This is a genomic window from Oceanibaculum indicum P24 (assembly GCF_000299935.1).
Taxonomy (GTDB): Bacteria; Pseudomonadota; Alphaproteobacteria; order Oceanibaculales; family Oceanibaculaceae; genus Oceanibaculum; species Oceanibaculum indicum.
Genome location: NZ_AMRL01000002.1, coordinates 256,561 through 274,416 on the forward strand (window position 1 = coordinate 256,561; position 17,856 = coordinate 274,416).

The 17,856-nt window shown below is 65.1% G+C and carries 15 protein-coding genes and 1 tRNA gene; 9 read left to right on the plus strand and 7 right to left on the minus strand.

Translation table 11 applies throughout. From position 1 onward, the window contains the following. The first annotated feature begins 57 nt into the window (after positions 1-57). Positions 58-909 (plus strand): uracil-DNA glycosylase, encoded by an 852-nt coding sequence (locus P24_RS03195; protein ID WP_202802346.1) that lies wholly within the window; start codon positions 58-60, stop codon positions 907-909. Between the two features lie 10 nt (positions 910-919). Here P24_RS03195 and P24_RS19985 read toward each other — a convergent pair whose 3' ends face one another. Next, positions 920-1,165 (minus strand): hypothetical protein, encoded by a 246-nt coding sequence (locus P24_RS19985; RefSeq protein WP_156816147.1) that lies wholly within the window; start codon positions 1,163-1,165, stop codon positions 920-922. A 43-nt stretch (positions 1,166-1,208) separates the two neighbouring features. Here P24_RS19985 and P24_RS03200 point away from each other — a divergent pair, with 43 nt between their 5' ends. After that, entirely contained in the window at positions 1,209-2,888 is a 1,680-nt protein-coding gene (locus P24_RS03200; protein ID WP_156816148.1) for a lytic transglycosylase domain-containing protein, read from the plus strand. 22 nt (positions 2,889-2,910) lie between these two features. Next, a complete protein-coding gene (moaB, locus tag P24_RS03205) occupies positions 2,911-3,459 on the plus strand; it encodes a molybdenum cofactor biosynthesis protein B (RefSeq protein WP_008943257.1) in 549 nt (182 codons plus the stop codon). Position 3,460: 1 nt separating this feature from the next. Here the strand turns inward: moaB and P24_RS03210 are convergent, their stop codons facing one another. Together P24_RS03210 and P24_RS03215 are read right to left on the minus strand one after the other, a co-directional pair. Beyond that, positions 3,461-4,069, minus strand: a complete 609-nt coding sequence (locus P24_RS03210) for a TIGR04282 family arsenosugar biosynthesis glycosyltransferase (RefSeq protein WP_040706298.1) — start codon at positions 4,067-4,069, stop codon at positions 3,461-3,463. Next, positions 4,066-4,764, minus strand: coding sequence for a TIGR04283 family arsenosugar biosynthesis glycosyltransferase (locus P24_RS03215; protein ID WP_008943259.1), 699 nt, complete (start codon positions 4,762-4,764; stop codon positions 4,066-4,068). Before P24_RS03215 ends, P24_RS03210 begins: the two co-directional genes overlap by 4 nt. Positions 4,765-4,797: 33 nt before the next feature. Between P24_RS03215 and P24_RS03220 the strand changes: the two genes are divergently transcribed. The 5 genes from P24_RS03220 to P24_RS03240 all read left to right on the plus strand — a co-directional run bounded on the left by P24_RS03220 (position 4,798) and on the right by P24_RS03240 (position 9,145). Beyond that, complete coding sequence (locus tag P24_RS03220) at positions 4,798-5,937, plus strand: aminoglycoside phosphotransferase family protein (RefSeq protein ID WP_156816149.1); 1,140 nt, start codon at positions 4,798-4,800, stop codon at positions 5,935-5,937. A gap of 9 nt (positions 5,938-5,946) precedes the next feature. Beyond that, the gene (locus tag P24_RS03225; RefSeq protein ID WP_008943261.1) at positions 5,947-6,132 is read left to right on the plus strand and encodes a DUF4169 family protein; all 186 of its coding nucleotides are present in this window, start codon (positions 5,947-5,949) and stop codon (positions 6,130-6,132) included. A 51-nt stretch (positions 6,133-6,183) separates the two neighbouring features. Beyond that, entirely contained in the window at positions 6,184-7,275 is a 1,092-nt protein-coding gene (locus tag P24_RS03230; protein WP_008943262.1) for a PA0069 family radical SAM protein, read from the plus strand. A gap of 67 nt (positions 7,276-7,342) precedes the next feature. Then, on the plus strand, positions 7,343-7,963 hold the full coding sequence (locus P24_RS03235; RefSeq protein ID WP_008943263.1) for a ribonuclease HII: 621 nt from the start codon (positions 7,343-7,345) through the stop codon (positions 7,961-7,963). 75 nt (positions 7,964-8,038) lie between these two features. After that, complete coding sequence (locus P24_RS03240) at positions 8,039-9,145, plus strand: site-specific DNA-methyltransferase (RefSeq protein ID WP_008943264.1); 1,107 nt, start codon at positions 8,039-8,041, stop codon at positions 9,143-9,145. A gap of 1 nt (position 9,146) precedes the next feature. On the opposite strand, the gene P24_RS03245 is transcribed toward P24_RS03240, so the two are convergent. From P24_RS03245 to P24_RS03260, 4 genes are all read right to left on the minus strand, one after another. Further along, a complete protein-coding gene (locus P24_RS03245) occupies positions 9,147-10,436 on the minus strand; it encodes an MFS transporter (RefSeq protein WP_008943265.1) in 1,290 nt (429 codons plus the stop codon). Positions 10,437-10,446: 10 nt separating this feature from the next. After that, positions 10,447-15,306: an NAD-glutamate dehydrogenase gene (locus P24_RS03250; protein ID WP_008943266.1), complete on the minus strand. Its 4,860-nt coding sequence runs from the start codon at positions 15,304-15,306 to the stop codon at positions 10,447-10,449. 179 nt (positions 15,307-15,485) lie between these two features. Beyond that, positions 15,486-16,568 (minus strand): porin, encoded by a 1,083-nt coding sequence (locus tag P24_RS03255; protein ID WP_008943267.1) that lies wholly within the window; start codon positions 16,566-16,568, stop codon positions 15,486-15,488. Positions 16,569-16,920: 352 nt separating this feature from the next. Further along, positions 16,921-16,995, minus strand: a tRNA-Gly gene (locus tag P24_RS03260). A gap of 165 nt (positions 16,996-17,160) precedes the next feature. Between P24_RS03260 and P24_RS03265 the strand changes: the two genes are divergently transcribed. Beyond that, on the plus strand, positions 17,161-17,715 hold the full coding sequence (locus P24_RS03265) for a prolyl-tRNA synthetase associated domain-containing protein (RefSeq protein WP_008943268.1): 555 nt from the start codon (positions 17,161-17,163) through the stop codon (positions 17,713-17,715). Positions 17,716-17,856: the final 141 nt, after the last annotated feature.

Consider the following 17,856-nt stretch of genomic DNA (forward strand, 5'->3'; position numbering starts at 1 on the left):
TATAGTTCGTCAAATCTGAGACCGCCTATCCCTTAGCGCAACGCGATGGCGATTGCCATGCCTGAACCGCAATTCTCCAACCCGATCCGGCTGTTGCAATGGTACGCCGAGGCCGGAATCGACGAGGCAATCGAGGATCAGCCGATTGACCGCTATGCGGTTGCGGCGCGTCAACAGTCTGCCGCTGCCATGCCCGCACCGATGGCTGCGCGGACGCCGCCGATACCGCCCTCCCCCTCGCGACCGATTGCCGCGCCGGCTGCAGCGTCAGGTGCCGCTTTTACGGGTGCCGACGATGCGCGGCGCCAGGCCGCCGCTGCCGGGTCGCTGGAGGCGCTGCGTGATGCCCTTGCCGCGTTCGAGGGGTGTGCCCTGAAGCAGACGGCAATGAATCTGGTCTTTGCCGATGGCAATCCGTCAGCACCCGTCATGTTCATCGGCGAGGCGCCGGGCCGCGACGAGGACCGCAAGGGCCTGCCTTTCGTCGGCCGCTCCGGCCAGCTGCTGGACCGCATGCTGGCGACCATCGGGCTGGACCGACATGCGGAAAGCGCCGACAAAGCCGCTTATATCGCCAATATCCTGCCCTGGCGCCCGCCTGGCGACCGCACGCCGACCGCCGCCGAGATCGCCGCCTGCCTGCCCTTCATTGAGCGCCACATCGCCCTGGTGAAGCCGCGCTATGTCGTCCTGCTGGGCGGCACGGCGGCAAAATCCCTGCTGAACCGCAGCGAGGGCATCATGCGACTGCGTGGGCGCTGGTATGAGCATCCCGTCGAGGGGCTGGATCAGCCGGTGTCGTGCCTCGCCACCTATCATCCGGCCTTCCTTCTGCGCAGCCCGAAGGAGAAGCGAAGCGCCTGGCGCGATTTTCTTGAGCTAAAGTCGAAATTAGGAACTTCTGTATAACTTATTGAGTTCACACCCGAAGCCAAATTTCCAGAAAGTCGACGTTGAATAACTGCAACACGCTGACACGATTCAACGTCTTGCCAGAGCGCTCCTCTTCTGTTTTACCTAACGCTATGAATGCGCGTGATACTAGAAAAATCATAGCGATTTCAAAGGCATCAATGCTCGCGGCAGTTTTTGCGGTTGGGCTGTCGATGCCGGCGAAGGCCCTGGATGGGCTGCCGATCGAAACCGCGCTGCTGTCGCCCGGCACTCTCGAGAAAGCTCTCGAGGGTCAAGCCTCCGGTTTGCCTGCCGTGCTGCGTCCTTCGGATGCCCTGCTCTACAAGCGTATCTTCTCGCTGCAGACGCTCGGGCGGTGGGAAGCCGCCGACCGGGAAATCGCCAAGCTGGGTGACCGCTCACTGATGGGGCATGTGCTCTATCAGCGCTATATGCATCCGACGGCCTACCGCTCTTCCTATGAGGAGCTGCGAAGCTGGCTGGAGAAGTATGCCGACCATCCGGAAGCCAGCCGGGTCCATAGCCTGGCCCTGAAGCGCAAGCCGGCCGGTGCCAAGGCGCCGCCGGGCCCGGTGCAGGGCTATCTGTACGGTAATGGCACCGAAGGCTCCGGCATGCCGGAGCGGATCAGCATCCGCAACCGGGCTGGCAAGCTGGTTCGGGATGCCGGCGCCGATCAGGTTCTGCGCCAGATCACGGCGCTGTCGCGCGACGGGTCGCCGAGCGCGGCGCTGAAGCTTCTCGAAGGGCGGCTGAAGGGCCAGATCGATACCCTGCCGCTCGCCCTTGCCCGGGGCGAGATCGCCGCCGGCTACTATCTCGCCAATCGGGACGACCTGGCGCTGGAACAGGCCGCTCTGGCGGTGCGCCAGTCCGGCGACAGCGACAAGATGGCGGCCTGGGTCGCAGGCCTCGCCGCTTGGCGGCTTGGCAAGTTCGATACCGCCGGCCGCTATTTCGAGCTGGTGGCGCTGGATGATGATGTGTCCGGCTGGACTGCCGCTGCCGGTGCCTATTGGGCGTCGCGCGTGCATCTGAAGTTGCGCCGCCCGGCTGAGGCCACCCGCTGGCTGGCCCGCGCGGCAACCTTCCCGGCGAGCTTCTATGGCCTGCTGGCGCGCCGCGCGCTGGGTGTCGAGACGCCGGCGAACTGGAGCGAGCCGGCGCTTGGCGAAGCCGATTTCCGCTATCTCATGGAACAGCCAGGCGGCAAGCGCAGCCTGGCGCTGATCCAGCTGGAGATGGTCGAGTTGGCGGAGATGGAGCTGCGCAAGCTCTACCCGCGGATCGAGCCGGAGCGTGCTACGGCCGTGCTGGCCGTCGCCAACCGCGCCAATATGGCCGGTCTGGCGCTGCGACTGGCCAGCCGGCTGCAGGTCGCGACCGGCGAGCGCTACAAGGTGGGCCTGTTCCCGATGCCGCAATGGGAACCGCCTGGCGGCTTCATCGTCGACAAGGCGCTGCTGTTCAGCATCATCCGTCAGGAATCCGCCTTCGATGTCCGTGCCCAGAGCGGCAGTGGCGCCCGCGGCCTGATGCAGCTGATGCCCAGCACCGCGCGGCTGATGGCGACGGACGAGGAATATGCGGGCGACCGCTCCGAATTGTTTGATCCCGATCTGAACCTGACGCTGGGCCAGCGCTATCTGCAGCACCTGATCGGGCTGGAGCAGCTGGAAGGGAACCTGTTCTGGGTGGTTGCCTCCTACAATGCCGGCCCGGGCAATCTCGGGCGCTGGCTGAAGCAGGTCGATTACCGCGATGATCCGCTGCTGTTCATCGAATCGATCCCGTCGCGCGAGACGCGCAATTTCGTGGAGCGGGTGGTGGCGAATTTCTGGACCTACCGGATGCGCATGGGCCAGCCCTCGCCGTCGCTGGATCAGGTCGCAGCCGGCCAGTGGCCGAAATATGAATCGCTGGACGAGCAGGCCCGCGCTGCCGTTGCGCAGACCATTTCGGTGGGGCGCTAGTACCGGATCATGGTTGCCGATCATGGCGATTGACGAGCGTATTCCCTTCGTTGCGATCAACATCGCCGTTTTGACGGTGTCCGATACGCGTGGACTGGCGGAGGATCGCTCCGGCGACACGCTGGTTCAGCGAATCGAGGCCGCAGGCCACAAGGTGGCTGCCCGCGATATCGTGAAAGACGAGATCGCCGACATCGTCGCCCAGCTGAAGCGCTGGATTGACGATCCGGCAGTGGATTGCGTGATTTCCACCGGCGGGACCGGCGTGACCGGGCGCGATGTGACGCCGGAGGCCTTCGCCCAAGTCTTCGAAAAGGAAATACCCGGCTTCGGCGAGCTGTTCCGCTGGCAGAGCTACCAGAAGATCGGCAGCTCCACGATCCAGTCCCGTGCGGTCGCGGGGGTGGCCAGGGGGACCTACCTGTTTGCCCTGCCCGGTTCTACCGGGGCGGTGAAGGATGCCTGGGACGGAATCCTGCAGCAGCAGCTCGACATCCGGCACCAGCCCTGCAATTTCGTGGAGCTGATGCCGCGCCTGCGCGAGCATGAAGGCTGGGGCCGCAAATCCTGAGCTAGCGGTTTTTTCTCTGTCTTTCCTGCCAGCGTGCAAAGTCTGCGCCGGTATCGATGTCCTCCAGCTCAGCAGCCAGCCCGACGGAAAGCCCGCTCATGGCCTGTCTTGTATCGGCCAGCGCGTGCGGGCCGGACCAGCGGACCCTTGTGAGATCAAGGCGCTGGGGTTGCGCGTCCCGCCTCAGGCCGATCAGCCAGTAGCCGCCATCGCCTGCCGGGCCCAGAACGGCCTCGTGCCGTTGCAGCAGGCGAAAGCCATCGTCGATATGGCAGGTGCGGATTTCCGGAATGTCGCTGCCGATCAGCAATGTCGGGCCCATCGGCATCCTGTCGAAGACGCGCAGCATGCGTGTCCCCAGATCGCCCTGCCCTTGCGGTAATACCCGCCAACCAAGCGGCCAGCGGTGGCAGCGCACGGCGGCATCCGGCGTGACGGCAAGCCAGCAGCGCCAGCGCGGGTCCCGACCCAGCCGGCGCAACAGGCCGGACAGCTGGGCGCGGTAGAAGCGCCAGGCTGCGACGCGGCCGATATCGCGTGCCAGCCGGCTCTTCACCCGGCCGATTCGGGGTTGTTTGGCGAAGACAATCAGGTTTCGCCGCGCCCTCACCGGTAGAACCTCGCGATCCGCTCGGGCGAGACACCGAGGAAGTAGGCGCCGAGGCAAATCCAGTTGCGGACTACCCGTCGCATCGTGCCGTTGCGGCGGTAGCGCTCTGCCGAAGTGAGCGCAGTTACATCGGGCAGCTGTTGCAGATTGCGGCGGCCGATCCGGCAGACAAGCGCCACATCCTCCATCAGTAGCAGCGCCGGGTACTCCCCCATTGTGCGATAGTAGTCCCTGTGGATCAGCAACGCCTGGTCGCCATAGGGCAGGCCGAACAGCCGGCTGCGCAGATTGGCCGCTGCCGCGATCAGCCGGTGGCCCGGCTGGTCATCGTCGAAGCCGAGGCGGCAATAGGCAGCGCGATAGCGGCTCGCCGGGTCGCTGATGAAACGGGAAATGGCACCCGGCCAGTCGCCGGCGAGAATCGTATCGGCGTGCAGAAACAGCAGCCATTCGCCATTCGCCGCCTGCCCGCCTGCGCGAAGCTGAGTGCCCCGCCCTCGTTCTGCATCGACCTGCCGTGCCCCGGCCTGCCGGGCCAATGCCACCGTACCGTCACCGGATCCGCCATCGACGACAAGAATCTCGTGTGGCAATTCCGCCCGTTCACCCAGCCGCAGGGCTGCAAGGCAGGAGGGCAGAGTGTCCGCTGCGTTCAGCGTCGGGATCACGATGGACAGGATCGGCTTTTCGGTCACGTTCGGGCGAGCGCTCGTTGCGGGAGATTGCTTGTGCCTCGTTCCTACCATAGACCGGAGGGGGAGGCTGTTAACGATGTGGTGAGGGAAGCGATGGGGCGTCTGGTCGATCTGCCAGCACTGCATCGGGCGCTGATGCGCCTGCCGGGCTATGAGGATGTGCCCTTGTCCGCTCTGGCTCCCCTGCCCGAGAAGGGGCTGGCTCATGATCATGTGCGGATCGGCGGGAAGGGCGTGCTGCTGCGGGTGCCAAGGCAGAGCCAGTTCGGTTTCTCCGCGCGGGACAATCTGGCCTACCAGAAAGCCTGCTTCGAACGGTGCCAGCCCAGCGGTCATACCCCGGCACTGCTGGGCATTCTGGAGCCGTCACGGGATCTCCCGATGGGGGCTCTTCTGGTGGAGCGCATCGATGGCGTAGTGCTGTCCCTGCCGGACGATATGGCCGGTATTGTCGCCTGCCTTGCCGCTATTCACACCCTGCCCGTGCCGCCGACGGGGGAGCGCGCGCCGCTGCAGGAACACCGGGAGGCCGTGGCCGGTACGCTCGCCATCGTCAGGCGGCAAGCGCTTGGGCTGGAAGTGGCAGGCCTCGACTCGGAGGCGCGGGTGCAGATCGAGGCGGAACTGGCCTGGGCGCGCGATTTCGCGGCCGAGGCGGCCTCCCGGCCGCAGCCGCTGGCACTGGTGCTGAGTGACACCCACCCCGGCAATTACCTTCGCGAAGCATCGGGCCGGGTGGTCTGCGTCGATCTGGAAAAAGTGGTCTATGGCGCGCCGGCCATAGACCTCGCCCATGCCAGCCTGCACACCTCCACCACCTGGGATGTGGAAGCCGCCGCCAGCCTGCCGCGTGGCGCGATCGAATCCTTCTACGCCGCCTATCTCAAGTTGCTGCCGCCAGCGATGCGTGAGGCGCTGATGCCCTGGCTGCTGCCGTTGCGGCGGCTGACCTGGCTGCGCTCCGTCACCTGGTGCGTGCATTACCGGGTTGAATCGGCGAAGGCACGGCAGCGCGAGAAGCATCTGGCGGCAGCGACCGAGGACTGGTCCAGCGAGGATGTCGATGCTGCGCTCACCGCCCATGTCGAGGGTCGGGTGGTGGATTATCTCGACCCCGCCACCATCGCCGCGATCCGCGCCGAATGGCTTGGCCCGGACCGGCTTTCCTTCTAGGATTCCCGTATGGGAGAGATCATCAATCTGCGGCAGGCCCGCAAGGAGCGCGACCGGCGTGAGAAGGAACGGAAGGCGGCGGAGAACCGCGCAGCCTTTGGCCGCACAAAGGCAGAGAAGCGCGGCACCGAAGCCGGGAAGAAGCTGGAAGACAGCAAGCTGGATGGCCACAAGCGCGATCCTGGGGAAGACTGATCTCGATTCTTGTTCTTGATTTGTTCCGTTTTCACGATCATGCTTTCAGGCATGGTCGAGGAAGCCCCCATTCTGCCCCGGAAGGGCCGTGGCGCCATCCGCAACGAGAGTGGCCGCTACGAGAAATTCACCCGTATCGCCGTCTCTGACGGCTGGGACCGCGTACCTGAGGATGAGTTCCCCGACGAAAACCGGCCGCGCACGGAAATCCGCACCGACAGCAGCCGCAGCATCGTCAGCCATAATCAATCGCCGGATATCCCCTTCAGCAGCTCGATCAACCCCTATAAGGGCTGCGAACATGGCTGCATCTACTGCTTCGCGCGGCCGACCCATGCCTATCTGGGCCTGTCGCCGGGGCTGGATTTCGAGACCAAGATCTTCGCCAAGCCGGATGCAGCATCGCTGCTCGACAAGACGTTCCGGGGCCGGAATTACAAACCCACCGTCATCGCCATGGGGGCGAATACCGACCCCTATCAGCCGGCGGAGCGGTCCTTGCGGATCACCCGCGCCGTGCTGGAGGTGCTGGAACGGTTCGGCCATCCGGTCGGCATCGTCACCAAATCGGCGCTGGTGACGCGCGACATCGATATTCTGGCGCGGCTGGCGAAACGCCGGCTGGTCGCCGTCAGCCTGTCGGTCACCACGCTGGACCGTGACCTCGCCCGGGTGATGGAGCCGCGCGCCTCTACCCCGCCGCTGCGGCTGGAGGCGATCCGCAAGCTGAGCGAGGCCGGCATCCCGACCGGGGTGATGGCGGCGCCGATGATCCCGGCGCTGAATGATTACGAGCTGGAGGCGATCCTGCAGGCGGCGGCGGAGGCCGGCGCAAAATCCGCCGGCTATGTGCTGCTGCGCCTGCCATTGGAGATCAAGGATCTGTTCGCCGACTGGCTGGAGACACACCGGCCCGACCGCGCCAGGCATGTGCTGTCGCTGGTGCGCGACACGCGCGGCGGGGCTCTCTATACGGCGGAATTCGGCAAGCGCATGCGCGGCGACGGCCCCTATGCCCAGCTGATTGCCCAGCGTTTCCGCACCGCCGTAGCCCGGCTGGAGCTGAACCGCGACCGTTGGGCGCTGGACCTCAGCCAGTTCAAGGTGCCGCCACCCGAAACCGGGCAACTCAGCCTGTTCTGATCGTCCGGGTGTTTGCCGTGGCCGCTGCTTTCGCTATGCTGGGCAGATCGTAACGTAGGCGGAACCAATGCCCGATCTGATGCTCGAACAGGCGCATGGCGGCCTTGTCGCCGGCATTGACGAGGCCGGGCGCGGTCCCTGGGCCGGGCCGGTGGTGGCCGCGGCGGTGATCTTCGATACTACGCGCTTGCCGGTGGCGCTGCTGTCCCTGATCGACGATTCCAAGAAGCTGAAGAAGGAACGGCGCGAGGCGCTGCTGCCGATGATCCGTGCCTGTGCCTGGATCGGTGTCGGGGCGGCCAGTGCCGCCGAGATCGACCGGCTGAACATCCTGCAGGCCACATATCTTGCCATGCGGCGCGCGATCGGGCGGTTGCCGTTCCTGCCCGACCTTGCGCTGGTCGATGGCAACAGGCTGCCGCCCCTGCCCTGCCCGGCGCGCGCGCTGGTCGGCGGCGACGGGCTGTCGCTCTCCATCGCGGCGGCCTCCATCGTCGCCAAGGTGACGCGCGACCGGGCGATGGCGCGGCTAGATGCGCGCTATGGCCCCTATGGCTGGGCCAGCAATGCCGGCTATGGCACGGCGGCGCACCAGGCGGCGCTGCGCGACCTCGGCCCGACCCGGCACCACCGGCATTCCTTCCGCCCGATTCAGGCGCTTCTGCAGCAGCCCGAAGGAATCGGTTGAGGAGTCGTTTGTAGACTCCTGACTCTGAACCCTTTTTTGCTTGACGGCGAGTCGGGCCCGACTCACATTGGCCGGATGGTGCCTGACAAGACCCTCCCGCTCGACCAGATTTTGCTGGGCGACTGTATCGAGACGATGAACCGCCTGCCCGCGCGGTCGGTCGATCTCGTCTTTGCCGATCCGCCCTACAATCTGCAGCTGGGCGGCGACCTGCTGCGCCCGAACAACAGTCGGGTCGATGGGGTGGATGATGAGTGGGACCGGTTCGAGGATTTCTCGGCCTATGACGAGTTCACGCGCGGCTGGCTGAAGGCGGCGCGCCGCATCCTGAAGGATGATGGCGCGCTCTGGGTCATCGGCAGCTATCACAACATCTTCCGGGTTGGCGCCATCCTGCAGGATCTGGGCTTCTGGATCATGAACGATGTGATCTGGCGCAAGACCAACCCGATGCCGAATTTCCGTGGCCGGCGCTTCACCAACGCGCATGAGACGCTGATCTGGTGCACCAAGGGCAAGGATCAGAAGAGCTACAGCTTCAATTACGACGCGCTGAAGAGCCTGAATGATGACCAGCAGATGCGCAGCGACTGGCTGCTGCCGCTCTGCACCGGGCCGGAGCGGCTGAAGGATGCGGAGGGCCGCAAGATCCATCCGACGCAGAAGCCGGAAGCCCTGCTCTACCGTGTCCTGATGGCGACCACTCAGCCGGGCGGTGTGGTGCTGGACCCGTTCTTCGGCAGCGGCACCACCGGCGCCGTCGCCCGCGCGCTGGGCCGGCACTATATCGGGCTGGAGCGCGACCCCGCTTATGCCGCCGCCGCCGAGGCACGGATCGCCAAGGTTGCCCCGATGCGGGAGCCGGATATCGTCGCCATCCGCTCCAAGCGCAGCGAGCCGCGCGTGCCGTTTGGCGCCATCGTGGAGCGCGGCATGCTGCGGCCGGGCGAAGTCCTGTTTGATGAGCGCAAGCGCTGGTCGGCGAAGATCCGCGCCGACGGCACGCTGATCGCCCCCAGCCGCGATGGCGGTATCCAGGGATCGATCCATTCCGTAGGGGCCGCGGTCCAGGGCGCGCCGGCCTGCAATGGCTGGACCTTCTGGCATTGCACGCGCGATGGCATGGCGCTGCCCATCGACATCTTCCGCCAGCAGGTCCGCGCCGAGCTGGCCGCCGGCTAGGCTAGTCCCGCCGCGCCGGCGGTTCCTTCAGCGGCAGCAGGATCAGCAGCCCCACGACAAAGAAGGCCAGGATGGTCGCCATGCCGGCGCGCTGGCTGTCGAAGGCGAAGGTCGCCCAGCCCAGCAGCATCGGCCCTGCCCAGGCGGTCGCCTTGCCGGACAGGGCGAACAGGCCGAACATCTCCGCCTCCTTCCCCACCGGCGCCAGCCGGGCCATCAGGCTGCGCCCGGCAGCCTGCGCCGGTCCAACGAACAGGCCCAGCGTCAGCGCCAGAATCCAGAACCACAGCACGCTCTCGACCAGCAGCACGGCAAAGCCGAAGCCGATCAGGAAGACCAGGGTGATCAGGATGGTACGCTTCGGGCCGATCCAGTCATCCACCCAGGCGAAGAGGAAAGCCCCCAGCCCGGCGGTCACATTCATGGCGATGCCGAACTGGATGATCTCGGCGAAGCTCATGCCGAAAGTGCCGGCGGCATAGATGCCGCCAAAGGCGAACAGGGTCACCAGCCCGTCGGTGTAGAACATGCGCGCCAGCAGGAAACGCACGACCGTGCCGTACTGGCGGATATCGCGCAGTAGCCGGCGCAGCTCTGCCAGCCCCTCGCGCGCCGTCTGCGCCATCGGCACGCTGGTGCGCGGCCGGTCCGGCGTCCACAGGAAGAACGGCACCATGAAGACGAGGTACCATAAGGCGACCAGCAGCGCGGTGGCGCGCACCGGCTCGGCTAGCTCCGGGTCGAGGCCGAAGGGCGGCGGATCGGCCTGCACCAGCGCAAACAGCGCCACGACGAGGCACAGCAGCCCGCCACCATAGCCGGCAGCCCAGCCCCAGCCGGAAAGCCTTCCGGTGCGTCCGTTGCCGGCAAGGTCCGGCAGCATCGCATTGTAGAATATGCCGGCATATTCGTAGCCCAGCGCCGCGAGGGCGACCAGCAGCAGGGCGCGCGGGATATGGTCGCTGGTGGGCTCCACGAACCACAGCGCGGCGCTGGCCGCGATGCAGACCAGGCTGAACCAGAAAATCCAGGGCTTGCGGGCGCCGGCGCGATCGGCGATGGCGCCCAGCACCGGCCCGGTCAGGGCGACGGCCAGCCCAGCCAGTCCGGTCGCCTGCCCCCACAGGAAAGTGCCCTGTTCCGGCGTCTCGGCGACGGCGCGGGTGAAATAGGCGGCGAAGACGAAGGTAGTGATGACCGTCGGGTAGCTGTTGTTCGCCCAGTCGAACAGGCACCAGGAGAAGACCGCCCGGCGGTCCGGTCGCCGGACGGGGGATGCGGTTTCGCTCATCCCCGGCGCGTCAGGCGGGTAGCAGCGCGCGCAGCTGCGCGTTCGCCACTGTCAGCATGGCGAGATCGACGCCGCCCGGCGTGTTGCGGAAGTCGGCCAGCAGCTGGGCGGCCTTGTCCGCCGCTGCACGGTTTTCGGAGACCCAGCTTTCGATCTTGTCCTCTCCTTTGCCCTTAGCGGCTTTCCCGGTGGTGGCCAGCACGCTCTGGGTCAGCAGGGCCTGGTGGCTGTAGAGATCGCCGACAGCGCTGTCCACGGCGATCTTCTGCCAGTGATTGTCCAGCGTCAGCCCGTCGGCGGCATTGCGCAGCCAGTCGAGGCCAAAGCGGGTGCCGACGGCGAAATAGATGCGCGCGACATCGACAATGTCGGTCTTGCCGCCCGCCATTTCGGCGATCTTCACGATATCCGGGGCGCTCAGCAGATAGTCGATGGCGACGATCTCGGAGGCCAGCGACGCCGAGACGCCGTGCTTTTGCAATTCGGCCTTACGCAGTTTCAGACTGCCCATATCGGCTTCCGGTATCACCGTGTCGAGCGCTTTGCACAGCGTGGCGATTCCCGGTCCGAAACGGCTGATCTCGGCGGAGATGTCGAGCGGCCGGGTGGCGTTCGCCAGGAACCACAATGTGGCCCGCTCGACCAGCCTTCCATATTCCAGCAGCATCCCGACCTGCACATCCGCCGGGGCCTTGCCGTCCAGCGCCTCGATCTCGGCCCAGCGGTCGCGCAGGCTGAACGCCTCGCGGCTGATCGTATAGGCCCGCGCGATATCGACGGCGGACTGGCCGGTCTTCTCGCGGATCGAATCGACGAAGGCGCTGCCGACCCGGTTCACCATGGAATTGGTGGTGACGGTGGTGACGATCTCCCGGCGCAGCCTGTGCCCGGCGATATAGTCCCTGAAAGGCACGCGCAGCCGCTCCGGGAAATAGCGCTGCAGATCCTCGACCAGCAGCGGATCGTCTGGCAGGTCGGAAGCCAGAAGGTCGTTGTACAGCGCGATCTTGGAGTAGGAGAGCAGGATCGCCAGCTCCGGCCGGGTCAGCCCGGCATTAGCGGAAGCGCGGTCGGCGATGGTGTCGTCGTCGGGCAGGAATTCGATGGCCCGGTCCAGCTTGCCGGCGCGCTCCAGATGCCGCATCAGCCTGGCATGCAAATCCAGCAACTCGCCGCCGCGTGCCTCCTCCATGCTGATGGCCTGGGTCTGAAGATAATTGTGCCGCAGCACATGCTCGCCCACATCGTCGGTCATCTGCTCCAGCAGCTTGTTGCGCTGCTTTTCGGTCATGTCGCCGGCCTGCACAACGCCGCCCAGCAGCACCTTGATATTGACCTCATGGTCGGAGCAATCGACACCGGCTGAATTGTCGATGAAGTCGGTGTTCAGCCGCCCGCCGGACAGGGCATATTCGATGCGCCCGCGCTGCGTCATGCCGAGATTGGCGCCCTCGCCCACCACCCGGGCGCGGATAGCGTGTCCGTTGATGCGGATCGCGTCATTGGCCCGGTCGCCGGCATCGGCATGGCTTTCGCTGCGCGCCTTCACATAGCTGCCGATGCCGCCGAACCACAGCAGATCGATCTCGGCCTTCAGGATCGCCGTCATCAGCGCGGTGGGGGTCAGCGTCTCCTCCGCGATGCCCAGCGCCTTGCGCGCCTCGGGCGACAGCTTCAGCGACTTCGCCTTGCGGTCGAACACCGCTCCGCCCTTCGACAGAACCTTGGTGTCGTAGTCCGCCCAGCTGGAGCGCGGCAGGTCGAACAGCCGCTTGCGCTCGGCAAAGCTGGTGGCCGGGTCGGGGTCCGGGTCGATGAAGATGTGCAGATGGTTGAAGGCGGCGATCAGCCTTATATGCCGGGACAGCAGCATGCCGTTGCCGAACACGTCCCCCGACATGTCGCCGACGCCGGCCACGGTGAAATTCTCGCTCTGAATATCGTGGCCCAGCTCGCGGAAATGCCGTTTCACCCCTTCCCAGGCGCCGCGCGCGGTGATGCCCATCTTCTTGTGGTCATAGCCGGCGGAACCACCCGAGGCGAAGGCATCGCCCAGCCAGAAGCCATAGTCGATGGAGACCGAATTAGCGATGTCGGAGAAGGTGGCCGTGCCCTTGTCGGCGGCGACGACGAGGTAGGGATCGTCCTCGTCATGCCGGACCACATCCGGCGGCGGCACGATGTCAGCGCCCGACACATTGTCGGTAATGTCCAGCATGCCGCACATGAACAGCTTGTAGCAGACGATGACCTCTTCCATCAGCGCCTCGCGGCCGCCCTCGGCGGGCGGACGCTTCACCACGAAGCCGCCCTTGGAGCCGACCGGCACGATGACGGCGTTCTTCACCATCTGCGCCTTCATCAGCCCCAGCACCTCGGTGCGGAAATCCTCCTTGCGGTCGGACCAGCGGATACCGCCGCGCGCCACCTTGCCACCGCGCAGATGCACCGCCTCGACACGCGGCGAATAGACCCAGATCTCGACCATCGGCCGGGGCAGCGGCAGCTCGTCGATGCGCTGGCTGTTCAGCTTGAAGGAGATATAGGGCTTGGGGCGCCCGTCCGGGCCTTTCTGGAAGGCGTTGGTGCGCAGGGTCGCCTGCACCAGATTCACGAAACGCCGCAGGATGCGGTCCTCGTCCAGGCTGGAAACCGCGTCCAGCGCATGTTCGATCTCGACCAGGATACCGCCCTCGCGGACATCGGCGTCCTTGCGGTTTGTCGGATCGAACCGGGCGGTGAACAGCGCTACCACCAGCCGCGCGATGTCGGCGTATTTCGCCAGCGTCTGCTCGATATAGTCCTGGCTGAAGGTAAAGCCGGTCTGGCGCAGATATTTCGCATAGGCGCGGATGATCGCCGCCTCGCGCGCGCTCAAGCCCCCGCGCAGCACCAACCGGTTGAAGGCATCATCCTCGGTCTCGCCGTCCCAGACAGCGGCGAAGGCATCCTGGAACTTCTGCTTGGCGCGGGCCAGGTCGATGGGCCCTGCATCGGCAGCATGCAGGCTGAAATCATGCACCCAGACGGAGGCGCCGAGGCCGGCCGGCTCGACCTCGAACGGCACCTCGCTGATGGCCCGCAGCCCCATATTCTCCAGCATCGGCAGGATGTCGGACAGCGGCACCGGCTGGCCCATCCGGTAGACCTTGAAATGCACCTCATGTTCCGCCGCCCCGATGGGCCGGTAGAGATTCATGACGAGCGGGCGGTTGGCGCTGAGCGCCTCGATCCGGTCGATGTCGAGCAGCGCGGACTGGGCGTTGAAATATTCCGTGTAGCTGACCGGGAAGGCGCGCCCGTAGGTCTTGAACAGCGCCATGCCGCGCTCTTCGCCCTTCGCCTCGATCAGCGCCTCGGACAGCCGGTCGGTCCAGGAGCGCCCGGCCTCGACGATGCGCGCCTCCAGCTCCTTCACATCATAGGGCGGGATCTCGCCGCGGGTCGTTTTGATAATGTAATGAACCCGCGCCAGCACGGAATCGGAAAGCTGTGTGTAGAAGGCGGCGAGCGTGCCGTTGAAGCTTTTCTCCAGCAGCGCCTGGATCTTCAGCCTGAGGTCGGTGTTGAAATTGTCGCGCGGCACATAGACCAGGCAGGAGATGTGGCGCTCGAACGCGTCACGCCGGACGAACAGCGCGGTGCGCTGGCGTTCCTGCAGATGCAGGATGCCCAGCGCCATCTCGAACAGCTCGTCATCGTTGATCTGGAACAGCTCGTCGCGCGGGAAGGTCTCCAGGATATTGACCATCGCCTTGCCGTCATGGCTGGCTGGCGGGAAGCCGGCGCGCGTCAGGATGCGGGCGACCTTCAGGCGCAGCAGCGGAATGCTGGTCGGCGACTGGTTATAGGCGACCGAGGTGAACAGGCCGACGAAGCGCCGCTCCCCGATCACCGTGCCGGCATCGTCGAACCGCTTCACGGCGATGGAATCCATGTGCACGGGGCGGTGCACGGTGGCCAGCCGGTTGGTCTTCACCACATCCAGGATGGTGGGGGTCAGCAGATAGTCGCGCACATCGTCGGGCAGCTGGCCCAGTTCGCGCATGCCATCGAACACCTGCACCTCGGGATCGCGCAGAATGCCGAGGCCGGTGCCCGGCACGACCTCGCGCTTGGCCTGTTTGCCGCGACCGGTATAGGCATATTCGCGGTAGCCGAGGAAGGTGAAGTGATCCGCCTCCATCCAGCGCAGGAAGGCGCAGGCTTCGGCCAGCTCATCCGCGGCCAGATTGGCCGGCGGCGCCTTCTCGATGCTTTCGACTTCTCCCAGTACGGCGGCGCGCATCTTGCGCCAGTCCTCGACCGCGGCGCGGACGTCCGACAGCACCTGGCCAAGGCGTTCCTGAATATGTTCCAGGGCCGCGAGGTCCGACTGCTCGGAGGCCTCGATGTGCATGATCGATTCCAGCTGCCCGTCTTTTGCCTCGGCCTCCGGCGGCAACAGCTCGATCAGCTTGCCCGTCTGGTCGCGGCGCACGCGGGCAATCGGATGGATGACGAGATGCACGGTCATGCCATGCCGGGCCAGTTCCGCCGTAACCGAATCGACGAGGAACGGCATATCGTCATTCACGATCTCGATGGCGCTGTGCAGCGAATGCCAGCCATGGGCCTCGAAGGTGGGTGAAAAGGCGCGGACTTTCGGCGTGTTGGCGGGGCGCTGCGCGACGAAGCTCCAGGTCGAGAGGGCGGCGCCCAGCAAATCCTCGGTCTCGCGTTCCAGAATGTCGTCGGGGGGGACATGCCCATAGAACAGGCGGATGAACGGCTCCAGCGCCCGGCAATGATCCGGCGTCAGGCGTTGCCGGGCCAGATCGATTACGGCGTCGATCGCCTCCTGCTTGCGGGTTTCGAGCTTGCCGAGCATGACCTTCTCCCCTTTAGCCCCTGGATCACAGAGATGGGCCAGTGCGGTTTCTGGCCCTGCGCAATCCTTAGCCAGAAGCTAGCGCAATCCGTGGGCACAAAGAAGGGGCAGGGTAGAAAACGGAAACGGCCGGCGCTTCGCAGCGCCGGCCATTCCCTCCGCATGTAGGGGGATGCGGATCAGAAAGTGAGGAAAGTCCCGAAATAAACGGCAAAGGCCTTGTCGTCGGCGCCGCTTGCCGGGGCGGGGTCGAAATCGCCCAGGATCACGCCGCTGGCGAGCTTGATGCCATCATTGACGGTGTAGGAGGCGGCAATGTCGAACAGCTTCGCCTCGGCGTTGCTGCCCTCATTCTCGCCGTTGAAGTAGGTCAGGCCGAAGCCCCAGGGGCCGGTTTCGTAGATGACGCCCAGATCCCAGGCCTTGCTGTCATTGTCGCCGGACAGGCCATTGTTGAACTTGGCGTAGGAGCCGCCGACGGTGAAGCCGGCAAAGCCGACATTGGCGCCGAAGGAATAGCCCTTGAAGTCGTCGAAAGTGCCAGCACCATCGTTTCCGCCCAAGCTGGCGAACTCGTAGCCCGCCGACAGGCCAAGCTCCACCGCGCCAATTTCGCGGGTGTAGGCGGCCGCAACACTGACCCAGTCCTCCTGCTCGCCGATCCCGCCCTTGGGCAGAACGCCGAAGCCCTGGGAGTTGCCGTCGGTGTTGGTGGTGTCCGGCACATAGGAGAAGCCGAGCTGGAAGCCGCTGAACTGCGGCGTGAAGTAGGTGATCTTGTTGGCGTCGTTGGTCTGCACCAGATAGGTCGAGGTCGGCGCGCCGTTATTCTCGTAGGGTGCGAAGTCAGGCGTATTGATGCCGATGCCGACATAGGGCGCCTGATAATGCATCAGATAGGCAGCCGTCTCCTTGGAGCCGAGCTGCACCTTGCCGAAGCCACCCTCGAAATACATGAAGACTTCGTCGGTCGGACCGTTGGTCGAACCGGTATTCACGATTTCCAGATTGGCCAGGAAGCCGACGGTCAGGCCGTTATCCAGCTTGGTCTCGCCATTGAACTGGACCTCGCCCTCGTGACGGAAGGCGACCTTCTTGAAGTCGGTCCCGCTGCCATCCTGGTCGGAATAGGTCACCACGTTATTGTAATAGCCGTTCACCGACAGCTTGATCGGATCGGATGCCAGGGCCGGCTGAGCCACTGCCCCCATCGTCACCCCCACCGCGACCAGCGCGGTGCTGCCCAATAGCATTTGCTTCATTTGCTATTCCCCTTGCTTCGTTACCCCTGTTCCCTGACCCGCAGGCCCGGTCTGTCGGGCAGGCCATCGGGTTTGACGCGTTGTGCGTCGTCTTATTTTAGCAATATACAGGCCAGTTCTTGTTTTCGACAAGTCGCCGGGAAAACAAGGGGTTTCGATTACAGAAATAGGCCGGCGGCTATTTGCGGTGCGGCGAAAAGTGCAAGAAATCAGCAAGTGGCGAAAAAACAGGCAATTGGATTTAGCGTGGTGGTGCCGGGTTTGACAGGGCCGTTTGTGGGGCAGGGCGAAACCGGGCATGAAAAAAGGCCGCTGGATCAGCGGCCTTTTCGTAGCGCTTTCGCGCCTGAACTGGAGCGGGCGATGAGATTCGAACTCACGACCCCAACCTTGGCAAGGTTGTGCTCTACCCCTGAGCTACGCCCGCATTGGGTACGCCCAAGCCGTCAGGCCGTGGCGAGGCCGCGATAATACCCATTGCGATTTCCTTTGCAAGCGGTGAATCGCGGAAAAATTTCAAACCCTCTCCGAGGCCGGTTTTGCCGGTCTTTCCGGTTGAGTTTCCGCCGTGTCAGTCGGTAGGCTGCCGGCCATGACCGAGCGATCTCAAGATGATAGGGCCCAGGATGACCGGCCCCAAAATGAGCAGCCCCTGCCGACGACCGCGGACGCGCTGCTGGCGCGGCTGCAGGCGATGGGTGTCACCTATGTCGAACACCGGCATCCGCCGCTCTTCACGGTGGAGGATTCCAAACAGCTGCGCGGCGAGCTGCCGGGCGGGCATTGCAAGAACCTGTTCCTGAAGGACAGGAAGGGCCAGTACTGGCTTGTCGTGGCGCTGGAGGACCGGCCGATCGACCTGAAGACGCTGGACAAGAAGATTGGCGCCGCGCGGCTGTCCTTCGGCAGCGCCGACCGGCTGTGGGAGGTGCTGGGCGTGCGTCCCGGCGCGGTGACGCCCTTCTCGCTCATCAACGATACGGCGCGTCAGGTCAAGCTGGTGCTCGACAAGGGCATGCTGGCGCACGATCCGCTCAACTATCATCCGCTGGTGAATGACCGGACCATCGCCGTCAGCCCGGAAGGGCTGCTGGCCTTCCTGCGCCAGACCGGCCACGATCCGATGATCCTGGATCTCCAGGAATAGCCGCCATGACCGGAGTGCGGGCCAGTCGCGCTGGGCTGTTGCGCGGACTTGTATCCGGCGGATATTGCCGCCACATTTGCTGCACTCTGGAATCCGGCGGTTTGAAGCTCCCGAGGGGGTGTCTGTCCGCCACCACCACGG